Genomic DNA, 13,370 nt, shown 5'->3' on the forward strand with positions numbered 1-13,370 from the left:
ATTTAATCCATATGTTTCAGGCCCACCCGAAGATAGTCCCAGCCCGTGATCAATGTCAAAATAGCAGCCGCCCAGAGAGTTGTGATTCCGACGATCTGTATGAAAGAAAACTGCGGCAATCCGCCAGCCAGAATCAGAGCGCCCAGCGAGACAAGCTGAAATGTAGTTTTCCATTTGGCTAATTTGGAAACAGGCACACTCACCTGCAACCCTGCTAAAAACTCGCGTAATCCCGAAACCGCAATCTCGCGTAGCAAAATAACCAGCGCAGCAATGACACTATATCCTTCTATATCGCCGCTCGCACAAAGGATGAGAATGACGGAAGCGACCATGATCTTATCCGCGATCGGATCTAGAAAAATACCAAGTCTTGAGACTGTCCCTTGAGATCGGGCAAGATAACCGTCAAAATAATCCGTAATCGCCATCAAGATATAAAGACCGGTTGCCAGCAAATAACCAAGCCTCCAATCCGGCCACCATAATAAGCCGACAAGAAACGGCACCGTGAATATACGGGAAAGGGTCAATATATTTGGTAGGTTCAACATATTTTTACCAACATGCTCGCTGCCTTACCTAGATTTCAGCTAAAGTAAAATCCTATCCTTGAAATATGCCCACCTCCATAAACTTTCGAACATTCAACGCCTTGCGCTATCAGTTAACATCGTTAGGGTGTCGATCAAATTCATCCTGTCTGACAATGCTCAATAACTGAAAATCCCGAAAATGACCCCAGCACTTCGATTATTGGCGAAACGGCGCTTTTGGCCGCTTTTTGTCACTCAAATGCTGGGAGCGTTCAATGACAATCTGTTCAAATTCTCAATGATAATTCTGGTCACATATGGAATTTATCAGAACCCGCAGCAAGATTTTCAGTTCAACGCCCTTGCATCAGGTATTTTCATTCTGCCGTTTTTTCTTTTCTCGTCACTCGCCGGGCAATTGGCCGACAATTATGACAAGGCACGGATTACAAGATTTGTAAAAACACTGGAAATTGTGATTGCGATTATCGGCGGTCTTGGACTGTGGATGGAATCGATTCCTGTTATGTTAACGGCCTTGTTCCTACTTGGTTTGCAATCCACTTTTTTCGGACCAATCAAATATGCAATTCTACCACAACATCTTGAAAAAGACGAAGTTCTAGCCGGGACAGGGTTGGTAGAGGCGGGCACATATATTGCCATATTGGCCGGCACAATATTGGGCGGCATTATAATTGATAGTAAGGGTAGAGGGGTTGAGATTGCTATTATTTCGGTGTTTGTGGTCGCTTTGATTGGCCGTATTGCAGCACATTTCTTGCCAAGCGCACCACCCCAGAAAACAGTCGATAAAATAGATTTCAATTTTATTCGTTCATCTATCAAACTCATTTCTGCGACACTACATATCCGGCCATTATATCTTGCGATTGCAGCAATAAGTTTTTTCTGGACTATCGGATCGGTCCTCATCATCCAATTTCCGCCACTGGTTGAGAATGTTCTAACCGCAACGCCTGCTGTCGCCAGCCTGTTTCTCGGTGTTTTCTCAGTTGGAATTGCGGTAGGCTCGATCATGATCAACCGCTTGCTCGATAGTAAAGTATCAGCACGCTACGCACCGTTTAGCGTACTTGTGATGGGCATATTCGTTATTATTCTTTTCTTCATTGCCCGCAGTTGGGATGGCTTGCCCGGTGGAGAGCTATACACATTCAGCACATTCATGATGCATGACGGAGCATGGGCACTATTGGGGACATTGGCGGGTGTCTCGATATTTGGAGGTATGTTTGTCGTGCCGCTATATGCCTTTTTGACAACTACTGTTGATATTAGCGAAACCGCCAGAACGATTGCCGCGAATAATGTAGTCAACTCTGGGTGTATGGTGCTGGGCGCGCTATTGGCTTTAGGGCTTAATCTGCTGGGCGTTTCTACCACTGAACAATTATTATTAGTTGCAGCTATGTGTGTAGTAGCAGCATGGCTTGGCCAGCAACTGCATCTCGCTTGCGATTAAATAGCACCGATAATCAGCTTAAAATATGAATAGATAAAAGGCAGTAAAAAACGCTGAAAAGCTGAGGAGAAAAAGGCTCATATCCTCGCCTAACCATTTTTTTGGCTGTGCGGCAGCTTGCTCGCAGCATGCCTGATCGTCGGTCTGCACCAATAGTTTATGCGACAAGGTGATTCGGAAAGGATGCCTTGAACTTTTCCCAGTGCTTCTCTCGGCAATTCCTTCACCGAGTGGGAAAAAACGGGCATCACGAAACGCCAAAGAACGGGTTCGCATATCTTTCATGCCCATTTGTTAACAAAAAATTAGGCATTAAATCTATTGAAAAATGGCCTTTCTATGTGATTGTCTTGAAATGATACGGATTTCTTTACTTAACAACGATAGGCAAACAGTCTGAATGGACATAATTTACAATTGTGTGATCTTTGCAACAACGTCACATAATTGCGCCGAAATGAAGCAAAATCTGGTTGATTTCAAATAATTGCTATGGCAGTGCCCCAATTCTATTGAGTGAATGCGAAACCCCGAAGGAGCAAATTATGCGTCTCGATAAAATTGGTATGGCTGCAGTTGCAGCCGCTTCACTGGTAGCAACTCCTGTGTTCGCACAGGCTGTTCAGCCAGTTTCTAAAGCTTCTGAAGCTGTTCGTGCTAGCGCATCTACAGACAAAGAAAGCAAACTTGCTGGCGGATCAGGCATCATCATTGCCGTTCTCGCTGCTGCCGCTGTAATTGGTGGTATCGTTATCGCCGCTGACGGAAGCGACGATGCACCAACCAGCCCCTGAGCTCAGGTTGTAAGATATTTTAAAGATGGCGGCCCTTTGGTCGCCATTTTTTTTGTATCCATTTTTTTGTATCCCTTTTTTCTGGACGTCTTGAAGAGATACAAATAATTGCTGCGGTGCTTCCAACGGTTGCACTTGCCCAACAGATTTCCCATATCCCGTTTATGACAGAAAATCAGCAGCATGGCATGCAACAATGGCATGGCACCACCATCCTCTCCGTTCGTAAAAATGGCAAAGTAATCGTTATCGGCGATGGCCAGGTTTCTATGGGTCAAACCGTAATGAAACCCAATGCGCGTAAAGTCCGTCAACTGCACGATGGCTCCGTTATCGGTGGTTTTGCCGGCGCAACAGCGGATGCTTTTACCTTGTTTGAGCGTCTGGAGGCAAAGCTGGAACGCCATAATGGCCAATTGATGCGCGCGGCTGTGGAATTGGCCAAGGATTGGCGTACAGACAAATATTTACGTAATCTGGAAGCTATGATGATCGTAGCGGATAAAAATGTTACCTTGATACTGACTGGCAATGGCGACGTATTGGAACCGTTGGAAGGCATTGCAGCCATTGGATCCGGTGGTAATTTTGCGCTTGCCGCGTCCAGGGCGCTGGTTGAATATGAAGAAGATGCCGAAAAACTGGCGCGCAAAGCCATGGCTATTGCGGCAGAAGTCTGTGTCTATACGAATGATCAGGTTACAACCGAGATTCTCGATAGCGCAACGTAATTTCGCTCCCCCTGAATCTGTAGTTTTATCTACAGTTTTCCAACTATCTTCCATCAAAGGTTGAACATGTTAAAAAATCTCACCCCCAAGGCCATTGTCAAGGCGCTGGACGAACATATCGTCGGACAAAAAGAGGCAAAACGAGCAGTCGCCGTGGCATTGCGTAATCGCTGGCGGCGTCAGAGATTGCCTGCTGAATTACGCGAGGAAGTAACCCCCAAAAACATCCTCATGATCGGGCCGACCGGTTGCGGTAAGACAGAAATTTCCCGGCGTCTGGCAAAGCTGGCCGATGCTCCGTTTATCAAAATCGAAGCAACCAAATTCACCGAAGTCGGCTATGTTGGCCGCGATGTTGAACAAATTGCCCGCGATCTTGCCGAGGAGGCGGTCCGTCTTGAGCGTGAGCGTCGCCGGTTGGCGGTGCGTGACGCAGCATCAGAGGCAGCGATGAAACGCTTGCTAGATGTATTGTGCGGAGAAAATGCCAGCGAAGCAACCCGCGAGAGCTTCCGCCAGCGAGTGGTCGACAATCACATGAATGACACCGAGATTGAAATCGAGGTTGAAGATACGCCTAGCGCGCCAATGGACATCCCCGGCATGTCCGGTCAGGTTGGCATGATCAACCTGTCTGACATGATGGGCAAGGCTTTTGGGCAGAACGCGATGAAGCGCCGCAAAATGCGGGTTGCGGATGCGTGGGACAAGCTGATCGAGGAAGAGTCAGACAAACGCCTCGATGATGACGATATTGCGCGTGCGGCGATTTCCGATGCGGAATCCAATGGCATTGTGTTCCTCGATGAAATTGACAAGATTGCTGTCAGTGACGTGCGCGGCGGTTCAGTCAGCCGGGAGGGCGTCCAACGTGACCTGTTACCGCTGATCGAAGGCACAACAGTCGCCACCAAATATGGCCCGATGAAAACCGACCATATATTGTTCATTGCTTCAGGCGCTTTTTCAATTTCCAAGCCCAGTGATATGCTTCCCGAATTGCAAGGACGCCTTCCGATCCGGGTGGAGCTGCAAGCGCTTACCGAAGAAGATTTCGTCCGTATTCTAACAGAAACCAAGGCTAATCTGCCAGAGCAATATATCGCTCTATTAGAGACTGAAGATGTCACGGTTGAGATCACAAGCGATGCGATTGCCAAGCTGGCGCAGGTAGCCGCCGAAGTGAATGAATCGGTAGAGAATATCGGTGCGCGGCGATTGCAGACTATAATGGAAAAACTGCTCGAAGATATCAGCTTTGATGCCGAGGATAGAAAAGGGGAAACTATTACTGTTGATGCTGCCTATGTGGACAGCCAGCTATCCGATGTTGTCAAAGATACAGATTTGTCGAAATATGTGCTATAAACACATCTGAACAAACTCCGACGGAGAGAAAGATGGCTGAGGGCGGATGTTATTGCGGGTCTGTGCGCTACAAAATTTCTGGCGACCCGATCACCCATGCCATCTGTCACTGCCGTGATTGCCAGAAAAGTAGCGGCGCGGCATCTGTTGCCTGGATCATGATGGCGGAAGACGCATTCACCTTAACGAAGGGCGAATTAAAATCCGTGAATGGCCAATCCGGGGCACAACGTTTGTTTTGTGCCGATTGCGGGACGGGTATTGCTTATAAAAATGACCAGATGCTGCCCGATCTTATTGATGTAAAAACCGCTACGCTAGATACGCCGGACGACTATTCTCCGGTAATGAATATTCAACTTAGCGAACAGATTTCATGGGAAAAAACCGCTCATGAAATACCCGGATTTGACCGTTTCCCGCCGCAGGAATAAGTCGGCTTATATTTTCAGGAGCCATATTATGACACGAAACGCCCTTATTTTCGTCACGGCCCTTGTCCTTGCGTCATGCTCAGACAATGAAAATCGAGCCGATACCAGTGAAGCGGAACAAACCACAGCTCCGGAAGCTGACACAGTGCCGACGATAGATGTCGGACTGGCCATTGGTGAGACAGTCCCTTTACAAGCAAAATTTGCTACAACTGACGGTGAAACAACTTTGGCAAATGTGCTGAAAGATGGTCCGGCGGTGCTGATATTCACCCGGTCAGTGAAATGGTGCCCCTTTTGCCAGTCGCAGTTAAAAGGCTTAGGTGAAATCGCCAGTAATCTGGAACAGCGCGGTTATAATTTATATGGCATAAGCTATGACAGCGCCGAGAGTCAGGATCGTTTCTTAAAGAACCAGATGCTGGACTATAAAATGTTGTCTGATGAAAGCTCTGCCGCAATAGATGCTTTTGGCCTGCGCGACCCGCAATATACCGAAGGGGAAGCTGTTGGTGTTCCTTATGCCTCTATCATTATAGTCGATAAAAATGGCACGATTACCGGGAAATCAGTGTCCGGTGATTATACCAAGCGCCCCAGCAATGACCAAATTCTGGCCATGGTGGACGCCATTTAAATATCGGCTAAAACCCATGCTATAGGCTTGACCTATCTGAATCCGCTGACCTGAGCACTATCATTAGCGGCTGAGGCTTTACTGCTCCCCTCTGGCAGCACCAGCAATTTCCATTGAGTTGAATCTTTCAGATATTTTTGCGCCAGTTGCTGCACTTCCTCGGGCGTTATCACCGTATAATCACTTAACAGAGAACCCAGTGAGATAAACTTTTGCGGATCAAGACTGGCGCCCTCCAATTGGCTCATCCAGAAACTATTACCACTGCTGGCTCTTGATATGAGCTGGCGGAGCGGTTCGACGACCCGCTGCAACTCATCGGGGCTAACCGGATTCTCGCGTAAATCCTTGGCGATCTCTTCCGCCACGCCATAAAATCGGTCTATATTTTCCGGCGTCAACTGGCTGGATGCGCTGATATAGCCACCTGTCTTAAACGAAGTCGGCCAGTTATTGATAACCTGCGGACTATAGCTAGCGCCTTGTTTGGACCGCAATATTTCAAACATCCGGTCGTTAAAGATTGAAGCCAGCACCTCAAGCTTACGGCTTTCGCGAATATTCTCCAACCCACCGCCGGTCGGCCAGGCAATCAAAGCCGCCGCACGTTCTTTACCGCCCTTGTGTATCAGGATTTCAGGGGTTCCATTAGGTTTGGGAAACTGTGGCGACACGGAGCCATCCGTTATTTTATCAACCGGTCGCTTGCGAAGCGCGCCAAAGGTTTTCAACACCGCCTCCATCGCCTCATCCCGGTCAAAATCACCAAATAACATCAGTTCAACGGGACCTCTGGCCAAAATCGGTTCCCAAAACTCTTTGAACTTCTCTGGTGTCAAAGCATTGAAATCGTCCTTATCGGGAGTTTTCCACCGTGGGTCCTTGCCACGAACAAGCCATTCCAGATCGCGATTCAGCACTGCCTGTGGCGAGGCTGAGAAACTGTCATAACCGATCAAGGCCGCGGCTTTGCCGCGTATAACCGGCGCTTCATCCCAGCGAGGATATTGTAATTTCGCAGCGATCAAATGTAGTTGATCCTCAAGATCAGCAGGTCTTGTGTCTGCTTTTATCTCAAACGCATCATCGTCAATATCGAACTTTAAGCCGATGCGCCGACCAGTGGTAATTTTATCTAGTCCTTCCTGGCCCAGCTTACCAATACCGCTAGCCATCAATGCCATTCCGCCTGTCCATGCCAACCCTTCTTCATTGGCGTTCAGGCCGCTATAGCCTTTACCAAAGCGCGCATTGACCATGATTTTGTTACGCTCGGCAGTATTGGGAAATAACAGCACCCGAACACCGTTGGACAAGATCAATTTTTCAATCTCAAACCGTTTGATATTCTCGGACAAAACAACCCTTCCCTTTGTTCCAATCTGTGGCAGTGCGTCAAAGCCAAGTTGCGCCTGTTCGACACGCGCATTGTCCGCCGCAGTAACCTTTTCGCTTAATAGTTTAGCAAGCTCGACTTTGCCCTTTTCCACAACCGTCGGTGATGACATCAACGCCCGCGTCGCGACACCATCAAACAGTTTTTGTGTCGATTCCAGCAATCTTTGCGGAGTATAAAGATCGCGCATATTCCGAAATACGTCGAGCGCCGTTTGCGGTGTCGCCACGGTTTCTCTAATATCCACAGCATTTATAATATTATCGGCTTGTTTTCGCGCAGCCTCGGTGGAATAGCCCTCGACCCCGATAGCAAGAGCAGCATCAAATTCGGAGATTTCCCGTTCAATATCGGCTTCTGACGGCGCATGTGTCGTTGCATCTGCGATAACAGCGCGCACATCACGAAGCGCAGAAACCCAATCATCACCCAAGGGTACAATATTGACAAAGGTTCCATCAACAGAGCGACTGACATCTTCCTGGCTCACATTCGCCTGAAGATAGCTTCCCCCTGCCCTCGCCCGTGATTCAAGGCGACGGTTAATCATTTGCAAAGCGAGCAAGTCGATCAGCAATTGCTGATTATATGCGATAGTATCATCAACCTGCCGCCATGGGCGGACTGTGGCCATAGTTATGAACCGAGGCAAAGTGGGCTGGATCATCACTCTGCTAATATCTGCGCTGGGATCAGGATCACCAAATGCAGGAGCAACACCCGGATCGCCTGCTACCCGCCAATCGGAAAAATGTTTTTTGATTAATGCTTCAAAAACCTCTGGATCACCATCACCGGCGATTACAATCACCGTATTTTCCGGTCGATACCAGCGATTATGAAAATCCTTCAACATGTCCGGCTTAGCAGCTTTCAATGTTTTCATCGTGCCTATCGGCGCCCGTGTGGCCAGACGCTGCCCTGCAAAAAATAATTCACGGGTTGCATCCTGCAATTTGGATTGCGGCCCTTCGCGTTCCCGTAGCTCGGCCATTACAACTGGTCGTTCGGCATTTATTGCAGCGGCATTCAGGCCCGGCTTGCTGATCATACCGGATATAATTTTCACACTTTCGTCAAGGCTGCCCGGATTGGCATCCGGTAGGTCAAGCTTATAGACGGTCTGAGTCGGGGTCGTCTCTGCGTTGCTGTCGCTACCAAAAGTCGCGCCCAGCCGTTGCCATATCCGTTTCGCTTCTCCGTCAGGCACATATTCCGAGCCTCGGAATGATAGATGTTCCATAAAATGGGCAAAGCCCTGCTCATGGTCCTGCTCCATCAAAGATCCGACATCCATACGGACCCGGATCGAGACCTGTCCCGGCGGAACACCGTTATTTTTAACCGCATAGCGCAGGCCGTTATCAAGCACACCGAATGTCCAGCTTTTATCAACGGGAACATTGCTGCCTTCATATAACCACGGCTTCTGCGCGGTGCTTGCTTCGGTCTGAATATCCTGTGCGTGCGCTACGAATGGCACAGTAAAGCTAGATGATAGTGCTCCAGCGAATAAGGAGATGCCGGCAATAAAACAGGCAGATGCGCTATGATATTTGTTCATAGCGCAGTTATAAACAGGCCGCATCTTACTAGCCAATGAATAATAAAGGTTGCAGAACGTAAATCTGATCGTCCGCAAAGCCATATCGGACCATTTCGGCTGAATGTTTCCTCATATATAGGCAATAAGGCACTTTGGGCTTGATAGCCCGGCCTAATAGTCCCACATTAGAGTTATGTTGATAGAAACCGAAAAAACCCCAAATCCATCCACCCTCAAATTTCTGATGGGTCAAACTGTCATGTCTGACGGCACAAGAGATTTCGCATCCCCTGAAGATGCCGAAATTTCACCACTTGCGGAGGCGCTGTTCACCCTTGGCGATGTGACCGGCGTATTTTTCGGTTCGGATTTCGTTTCTGTGACCGCTGCTCCCGGATCAAATTGGTCTGATGTCAAGCCGCAGGTATTAAGCATATTGCTGGATCATTTTTCGGCTGATCTACCTTTGTTCAAGCCCGGGACCGCGGGTGAAATACATATTCCGGCAGAGGAAGAAGTCCATGATGATCCCGAAGATGCAGACATTGTTGCACAAATCCGGGAATTGATTGAAACCCGCGTTCGCCCCGCTGTGGCCAATGACGGCGGCGATATTATATATCGCGGGTTCAACAAGGGGACAGTGTTTCTGAAAATGCAGGGCGCATGTGCAGGATGTCCTTCCTCAACCGCAACGTTGAAACATGGTATTGAATCCTTGCTTAAACATTATGTACCAGAAGTGACAGAAGTCAGAGCTGCTTAACCGAACTTCCAGTCTCGAACCGATAATAAACCAAAGGATTTTTATGAACCAGCCTCTTGATGATGCTGCACTGGACCAGCTTTTCCGAACGGCGCGGACATATAACGGTTATCAAGATAAACTTGTCACCACCGAACAGCTTCACGCGATCTGGGATCTGATGAAAATGGGTCCGACCAGCGCCAATATGCTACCGGCAAGGCTTGTCTGGTGCCATAGCCAAGAGTCCAAACAAAGGCTTGCGGATCTCTCGACTGGCGCAAACCCCGACAAAATCATTCAAGCGCCTGCCGCGGTCATCATTGGCATGGATGAGGATTTTCACGAATATCTTCCAGAGCTTTTCCCCCATACAGATGCAAAAAGCTGGTTCGAGGGTGATCCAGAAGGTCGCGCGGTAGGCGCCATGCGGAATAGCTCCTTGCAAGGCGCGTATTTCATCCTCGCCGCCCGTGCATTAGGGCTCGACACCGGCCCGATGTCGGGATTTGACAATGATGCTGTAGACAAGGAATTTTTTGCTGATCAGCCCAGCGTGAAATCAAATTTCATCTCCACACTCGGTTACGGCGATCCGACAACAATTTTCGAGCGCAGCCCCCGCCCCGACTTTTCCAAATTCAACATGATTATCTGACGACCAGTTTAAAAAATGGGTAGCCGCATCCTCACCATAGACACGGCAAGCACGGCTTGCTCGGTTGCTCTTTTCGACAACGAACGGCTGGTTAGCAGCGCCTATGAAGAAATTGGCCGCGGTCATGCAGAAAAACTGATACCGATGATCGCGCAATTACCGGGTAAGGGCCGCGCTGATCATATTCTCGTCAATTGTGGGCCAGGGAGCTTTACCGGCGTTCGAATCGGTCTGTCTGCCGCAAAAGCACTCGCTTTGGCTTGGCAAGCAGGAATATCCGGATATCAATGTCTGCATCTTGTCGCTGCACAGGCCTTATCTCGAATGAATAACCCTGCCCCTGTTTTTGTTACTATGATCGGTGGCCATGGTGAATTTTTTGTCCAGAATTTCGGTGCCGACGGAGAAGCTATTGATGACCTGCTTTCCCTGTCAGCCGAAACAGCTTTGCTCCACCGAAAAGCCGATCATTTCGCAGGTTCAGCGGCGCAATCCCTTGCTGACATGTTTTCTAGCGATGACAGCGATATAACCTATTCCAATATTCTGCCTGATGCCGCCAATTCTTTGTTATTTTCGTCAAGGCATTTAGCCGTTACGCCGATTTATGGCCGCCCGCCCGATGCACAGCCGGTTCGCCAGTTGTAAAACCATGCCGGAAACTCATCCTAGTCTCTGTAATCAGGGAAATCTCACAGACCCCGCCACCTCGCTTGTGCTGGAAAATGGGCATATCGGACAGCTAGCCATTGTGATGCAAATCATGCAATCGGCTTTTTCCAGTCGATACGGGGAATCCTGGAACAACAATCAATGCCGGTCGATGCTGTCCTTGCCGGGCACCCAGTTGATAATCGCCAGCTATGATAACGAGCCATGCGGATTTACCATAAGCCGGAACATAGCGGGTGAAGAAGAGTTATTGATGATCGCGGTCGATCCACAATATCAAAACAAAGGTATTGGATTAATTTTACTTAAACAGCTCATAGCTGATGCCGCCAAGAATAAGGTTGCCGCAGTATTTTTAGAAGTGCGATCCAATAACCCTGCCCAAAACCTGTATGAAAGACTTGGATTCCAGAAAATCGGAATACGTCGCGCTTATTATACCGGAGAAGGGAAACAAAAATTTGATGCAATTACCTATAGAAAGTCTTTGTAATAAAAATTTTATAGTGAAATAAACATAATATACGGGTTCACTATTGAAAAGAAAATTTGTCCGTGCAAATGAGCCTATGAATCCCTCTCCTTAAAACAAACCAAGCTGAAATTTACCGGCTCCCTGAGATAATTATGACAGAAAAAACAGAAGAAGATGGCGCTCTGAATGAAATGCTGATTGCGCTGACGTCGGATATAGTTGCCGCGCATGTTGCAAATAACAGCGTCGCTGTTTCGGATTTGCCTTTAATAATTACAAATGTTCACGAGGCTTTAGCCGGGCTCTCCCAAAAAACCGCGGAACAAGAGCGCCCCGAACCGGCTGTGCCGATTAAATCCTCAATAAAACCTGATTATATCGTCTGTCTGGAAGATGGCAAAAAACTGAAAATGCTGAAACGGCATTTGATGACTCATTACGGAATGACACCCGACGAATATCGGGCCAAATGGGACCTGCCGAGAGATTATCCCATGGTCGCGCCCAACTATGCCAAGCAACGTAGGGAATTGGCCAAAGCAATCGGCTTGGGTCGAAAGAAAAAAAAGTGATCATGGCCTGTTCGCGTTAGATAAACTCTATCACGCGACAGCATATGTTTTTCCCTATTCTCCTTTGCTTTATGGTAAGTTGGGGATAAACTAAGATATCATTATCAGGATGGAGCAAATGTCAGATAGAATTGATCTCGAGAAGCTATGCGCTGAAAAAGGTTTGCGGATTACGGACCAGCGGCGCGTCATTGCCCGGGTGATTTCTGATGCTGATGATCATCCTGATGTCGAGACATTGCACGAGCGCGCAACCGCCGTAGATCCGCGTATCTCGATCGCTACAGTCTATCGGACAGTTCGTCTTTTTGAAGAAGCCGGCATTCTTGATCGCCATGATTTTGGTGACGGGCGTGCACGCTATGAAGCGGTTCCGGAATCCCATCATGATCATCTTATTGATGTAGAAACCGGCAAGGTGATCGAATTTGTCGATCCCGAACTGGAATCCCTGCAAAAGCAGATAGCTGAAAAACTAGGCTACAGACTGGTTGATCACCGCATGGAGCTATATGGCGTATCCGCTGACCGGAAAAAGTGATGCAAACCAGCTTTCGGTCCCGGTGGCTGGCCTGCTACTCATAGGGCTACGCATCTCGGCCATTGTTTTCACTTTGGTAATATCTCTGTTCCTGCATTTTTTGTGGCGGCTGTTTCGTTTGCCATCGCCATGGCCACGATTTTTTCTCTGGCTTGTCGCCACAAATTGCGGTGCCGTGATTAAAACCCGGGGACAACGCCTGAAAAAGGACGTTTTTTACGTCTCCAACCATATTAGTTGGTTCGATATTCCTGTTATAGCGGGCGTTACCGGTTGCACTTTTGTCGCGCAGGACGGGATAGCGCACTGGCCTGTAATTGGCTGGCTATGTCGCATTAACAAGACAATTTTTGTGTCGCGAACTGACCGTATGCGGGTCAATGGCCAAATTGACATTATTCGCGAGGCCATAGAAGAAAATTACCCGATTACGGTGTTTCCGGAAGGAACAACGGGTGACGGGACGGACTTGTTACCGTTCAAACCTTCTTTATTTCAGGCGATGGCTCCGCCGCCCGTGCCGACCATGGTGCAGCCCATGTTGCTCGATTATGGTAAACTGAACAAAGAAATTGCATGGGTTGGCGATGAACCGGCTTTGGTTAACGCAAAGCGGTTATTTGCCCGAATTGGCATTATTCCTACCACCTTATATTTCCTTGAACCGTTCGATCCTTCAGACTTTGGTGACCGGAAATCTATTAGTGCAGAAGCACAGCGGCGGATTGCTCAGGCGCTTTCCGCTTCCCAGGCCGGAAAGCCCGTTGTATAGATGGCGG

Annotated in this window: 16 protein-coding genes; 13 read left to right on the plus strand and 3 right to left on the minus strand. The window is 48.4% G+C overall.

What is annotated here, in order from left to right; genetic code table 11:
• Positions 1-2 precede the first annotated feature (2 nt).
• Positions 3-554, minus strand: coding sequence for a CDP-diacylglycerol--glycerol-3-phosphate 3-phosphatidyltransferase (gene pgsA / locus AB1K62_RS04895; RefSeq protein ID WP_367001702.1), 552 nt, complete (start codon positions 552-554; stop codon positions 3-5).
• Positions 555-735: 181 nt separating this feature from the next.
• On the opposite strand from pgsA, the gene AB1K62_RS04900 reads away from it, so the two are divergent.
• The gene (locus AB1K62_RS04900; protein ID WP_367001705.1) at positions 736-2,022 is read left to right on the plus strand and encodes an MFS transporter; all 1,287 of its coding nucleotides are present in this window, start codon (positions 736-738) and stop codon (positions 2,020-2,022) included.
• 18 nt (positions 2,023-2,040) lie between these two features.
• Here the strand turns inward: AB1K62_RS04900 and AB1K62_RS04905 are convergent, their stop codons facing one another.
• Positions 2,041-2,307 carry a hypothetical protein gene (locus AB1K62_RS04905; protein ID WP_367001707.1) on the minus strand — a complete coding sequence of 89 codons (267 nt, stop codon included), beginning with the start codon at positions 2,305-2,307 and terminating at the stop codon, positions 2,041-2,043.
• Positions 2,308-2,567: 260 nt separating this feature from the next.
• On the opposite strand from AB1K62_RS04905, the gene AB1K62_RS04910 reads away from it, so the two are divergent.
• From AB1K62_RS04910 to AB1K62_RS04930, 5 genes are all read left to right on the plus strand, one after another.
• Complete coding sequence (locus AB1K62_RS04910) at positions 2,568-2,816, plus strand: hypothetical protein (RefSeq protein WP_367001710.1); 249 nt, start codon at positions 2,568-2,570, stop codon at positions 2,814-2,816.
• A gap of 188 nt (positions 2,817-3,004) precedes the next feature.
• Positions 3,005-3,547, plus strand: a complete 543-nt coding sequence (gene hslV / locus AB1K62_RS04915) for an ATP-dependent protease subunit HslV (protein WP_367001712.1) — start codon at positions 3,005-3,007, stop codon at positions 3,545-3,547.
• Positions 3,548-3,613: 66 nt separating this feature from the next.
• Complete coding sequence (hslU, locus tag AB1K62_RS04920) at positions 3,614-4,915, plus strand: ATP-dependent protease ATPase subunit HslU (protein ID WP_367001713.1); 1,302 nt, start codon at positions 3,614-3,616, stop codon at positions 4,913-4,915.
• 32 nt (positions 4,916-4,947) lie between these two features.
• Positions 4,948-5,349: a GFA family protein gene (locus tag AB1K62_RS04925; RefSeq protein ID WP_367001715.1), complete on the plus strand. Its 402-nt coding sequence runs from the start codon at positions 4,948-4,950 to the stop codon at positions 5,347-5,349.
• 28 nt (positions 5,350-5,377) lie between these two features.
• Complete coding sequence (locus AB1K62_RS04930; protein ID WP_367001717.1) at positions 5,378-5,986, plus strand: peroxiredoxin family protein; 609 nt, start codon at positions 5,378-5,380, stop codon at positions 5,984-5,986.
• Between the two features lie 32 nt (positions 5,987-6,018).
• Here AB1K62_RS04930 and AB1K62_RS04935 read toward each other — a convergent pair whose 3' ends face one another.
• On the minus strand, positions 6,019-8,946 hold the full coding sequence (locus AB1K62_RS04935) for an insulinase family protein (RefSeq protein ID WP_367001718.1): 2,928 nt from the start codon (positions 8,944-8,946) through the stop codon (positions 6,019-6,021).
• A 175-nt stretch (positions 8,947-9,121) separates the two neighbouring features.
• Here AB1K62_RS04935 and AB1K62_RS04940 point away from each other — a divergent pair, with 175 nt between their 5' ends.
• The 7 genes from AB1K62_RS04940 to AB1K62_RS04970 all read left to right on the plus strand — a co-directional run bounded on the left by AB1K62_RS04940 (position 9,122) and on the right by AB1K62_RS04970 (position 13,363).
• The gene (locus AB1K62_RS04940) at positions 9,122-9,694 is read left to right on the plus strand and encodes a NifU family protein (RefSeq protein ID WP_367001719.1); all 573 of its coding nucleotides are present in this window, start codon (positions 9,122-9,124) and stop codon (positions 9,692-9,694) included.
• A 43-nt stretch (positions 9,695-9,737) separates the two neighbouring features.
• On the plus strand, positions 9,738-10,331 hold the full coding sequence (locus AB1K62_RS04945) for a malonic semialdehyde reductase (protein ID WP_367001722.1): 594 nt from the start codon (positions 9,738-9,740) through the stop codon (positions 10,329-10,331).
• 15 nt (positions 10,332-10,346) lie between these two features.
• Entirely contained in the window at positions 10,347-10,979 is a 633-nt protein-coding gene (gene tsaB, locus AB1K62_RS04950; protein WP_367001724.1) for a tRNA (adenosine(37)-N6)-threonylcarbamoyltransferase complex dimerization subunit type 1 TsaB, read from the plus strand.
• A 4-nt stretch (positions 10,980-10,983) separates the two neighbouring features.
• Complete coding sequence (gene rimI / locus AB1K62_RS04955; RefSeq protein WP_367001725.1) at positions 10,984-11,496, plus strand: ribosomal protein S18-alanine N-acetyltransferase; 513 nt, start codon at positions 10,984-10,986, stop codon at positions 11,494-11,496.
• Positions 11,497-11,630: 134 nt separating this feature from the next.
• Positions 11,631-12,050 carry a MucR family transcriptional regulator gene (locus AB1K62_RS04960; RefSeq protein ID WP_367001726.1) on the plus strand — a complete coding sequence of 140 codons (420 nt, stop codon included), beginning with the start codon at positions 11,631-11,633 and terminating at the stop codon, positions 12,048-12,050.
• 118 nt (positions 12,051-12,168) lie between these two features.
• Positions 12,169-12,591, plus strand: a complete 423-nt coding sequence (locus tag AB1K62_RS04965) for a Fur family transcriptional regulator (RefSeq protein WP_367001727.1) — start codon at positions 12,169-12,171, stop codon at positions 12,589-12,591.
• Complete coding sequence (locus tag AB1K62_RS04970) at positions 12,563-13,363, plus strand: lysophospholipid acyltransferase family protein (RefSeq protein ID WP_367001728.1); 801 nt, start codon at positions 12,563-12,565, stop codon at positions 13,361-13,363. The genes AB1K62_RS04965 and AB1K62_RS04970 overlap by 29 nt, the downstream gene beginning before the upstream one ends.
• Positions 13,364-13,370: the final 7 nt, after the last annotated feature.

The sequence above is a fragment of the Parasphingorhabdus sp. JC815 genome (assembly GCF_040717415.1).
Lineage (GTDB): Bacteria > Pseudomonadota > Alphaproteobacteria > Sphingomonadales > Sphingomonadaceae > Parasphingorhabdus.

Bases quoted from the DNA above. Each gene is read 5' to 3' on its own strand.
- AB1K62_RS04910 (WP_367001710.1), top strand. From the start codon at position 2,568: ATGCGTCTCGATAAAATTGGTATGGCTGCAGTTGCAGCCGCTTCACTG.
- AB1K62_RS04925 (WP_367001715.1), top strand. From the start codon at position 4,948: ATGGCTGAGGGCGGATGTTATTGCGGGTCTGTGCGCTACAAAATTTCT.
- AB1K62_RS04965 (WP_367001727.1), top strand. From the start codon at position 12,169: ATGTCAGATAGAATTGATCTCGAGAAGCTATGCGCTGAAAAAGGTTTG.
- AB1K62_RS04905 (WP_367001707.1), bottom strand. From the start codon at position 2,307: ATGAAAGATATGCGAACCCGTTCTTTGGCGTTTCGTGATGCCCGTTTT.
- AB1K62_RS04945 (WP_367001722.1), top strand. From the start codon at position 9,738: ATGAACCAGCCTCTTGATGATGCTGCACTGGACCAGCTTTTCCGAACG.
- pgsA (WP_367001702.1), bottom strand. From the start codon at position 554: ATGTTGAACCTACCAAATATATTGACCCTTTCCCGTATATTCACGGTG.
- AB1K62_RS04960 (WP_367001726.1), top strand. From the start codon at position 11,631: ATGACAGAAAAAACAGAAGAAGATGGCGCTCTGAATGAAATGCTGATT.
- tsaB (WP_367001724.1), top strand. From the start codon at position 10,347: ATGGGTAGCCGCATCCTCACCATAGACACGGCAAGCACGGCTTGCTCG.
- AB1K62_RS04935 (WP_367001718.1), bottom strand. From the start codon at position 8,946: ATGAACAAATATCATAGCGCATCTGCCTGTTTTATTGCCGGCATCTCC.
- AB1K62_RS04970 (WP_367001728.1), top strand. From the start codon at position 12,563: ATGGCGTATCCGCTGACCGGAAAAAGTGATGCAAACCAGCTTTCGGTC.
- hslU (WP_367001713.1), top strand. From the start codon at position 3,614: ATGTTAAAAAATCTCACCCCCAAGGCCATTGTCAAGGCGCTGGACGAA.
- hslV (WP_367001712.1), top strand. From the start codon at position 3,005: ATGCAACAATGGCATGGCACCACCATCCTCTCCGTTCGTAAAAATGGC.
- AB1K62_RS04940 (WP_367001719.1), top strand. From the start codon at position 9,122: ATGTTGATAGAAACCGAAAAAACCCCAAATCCATCCACCCTCAAATTT.
- AB1K62_RS04900 (WP_367001705.1), top strand. From the start codon at position 736: ATGACCCCAGCACTTCGATTATTGGCGAAACGGCGCTTTTGGCCGCTT.
- AB1K62_RS04930 (WP_367001717.1), top strand. From the start codon at position 5,378: ATGACACGAAACGCCCTTATTTTCGTCACGGCCCTTGTCCTTGCGTCA.
- rimI (WP_367001725.1), top strand. From the start codon at position 10,984: ATGCCGGAAACTCATCCTAGTCTCTGTAATCAGGGAAATCTCACAGAC.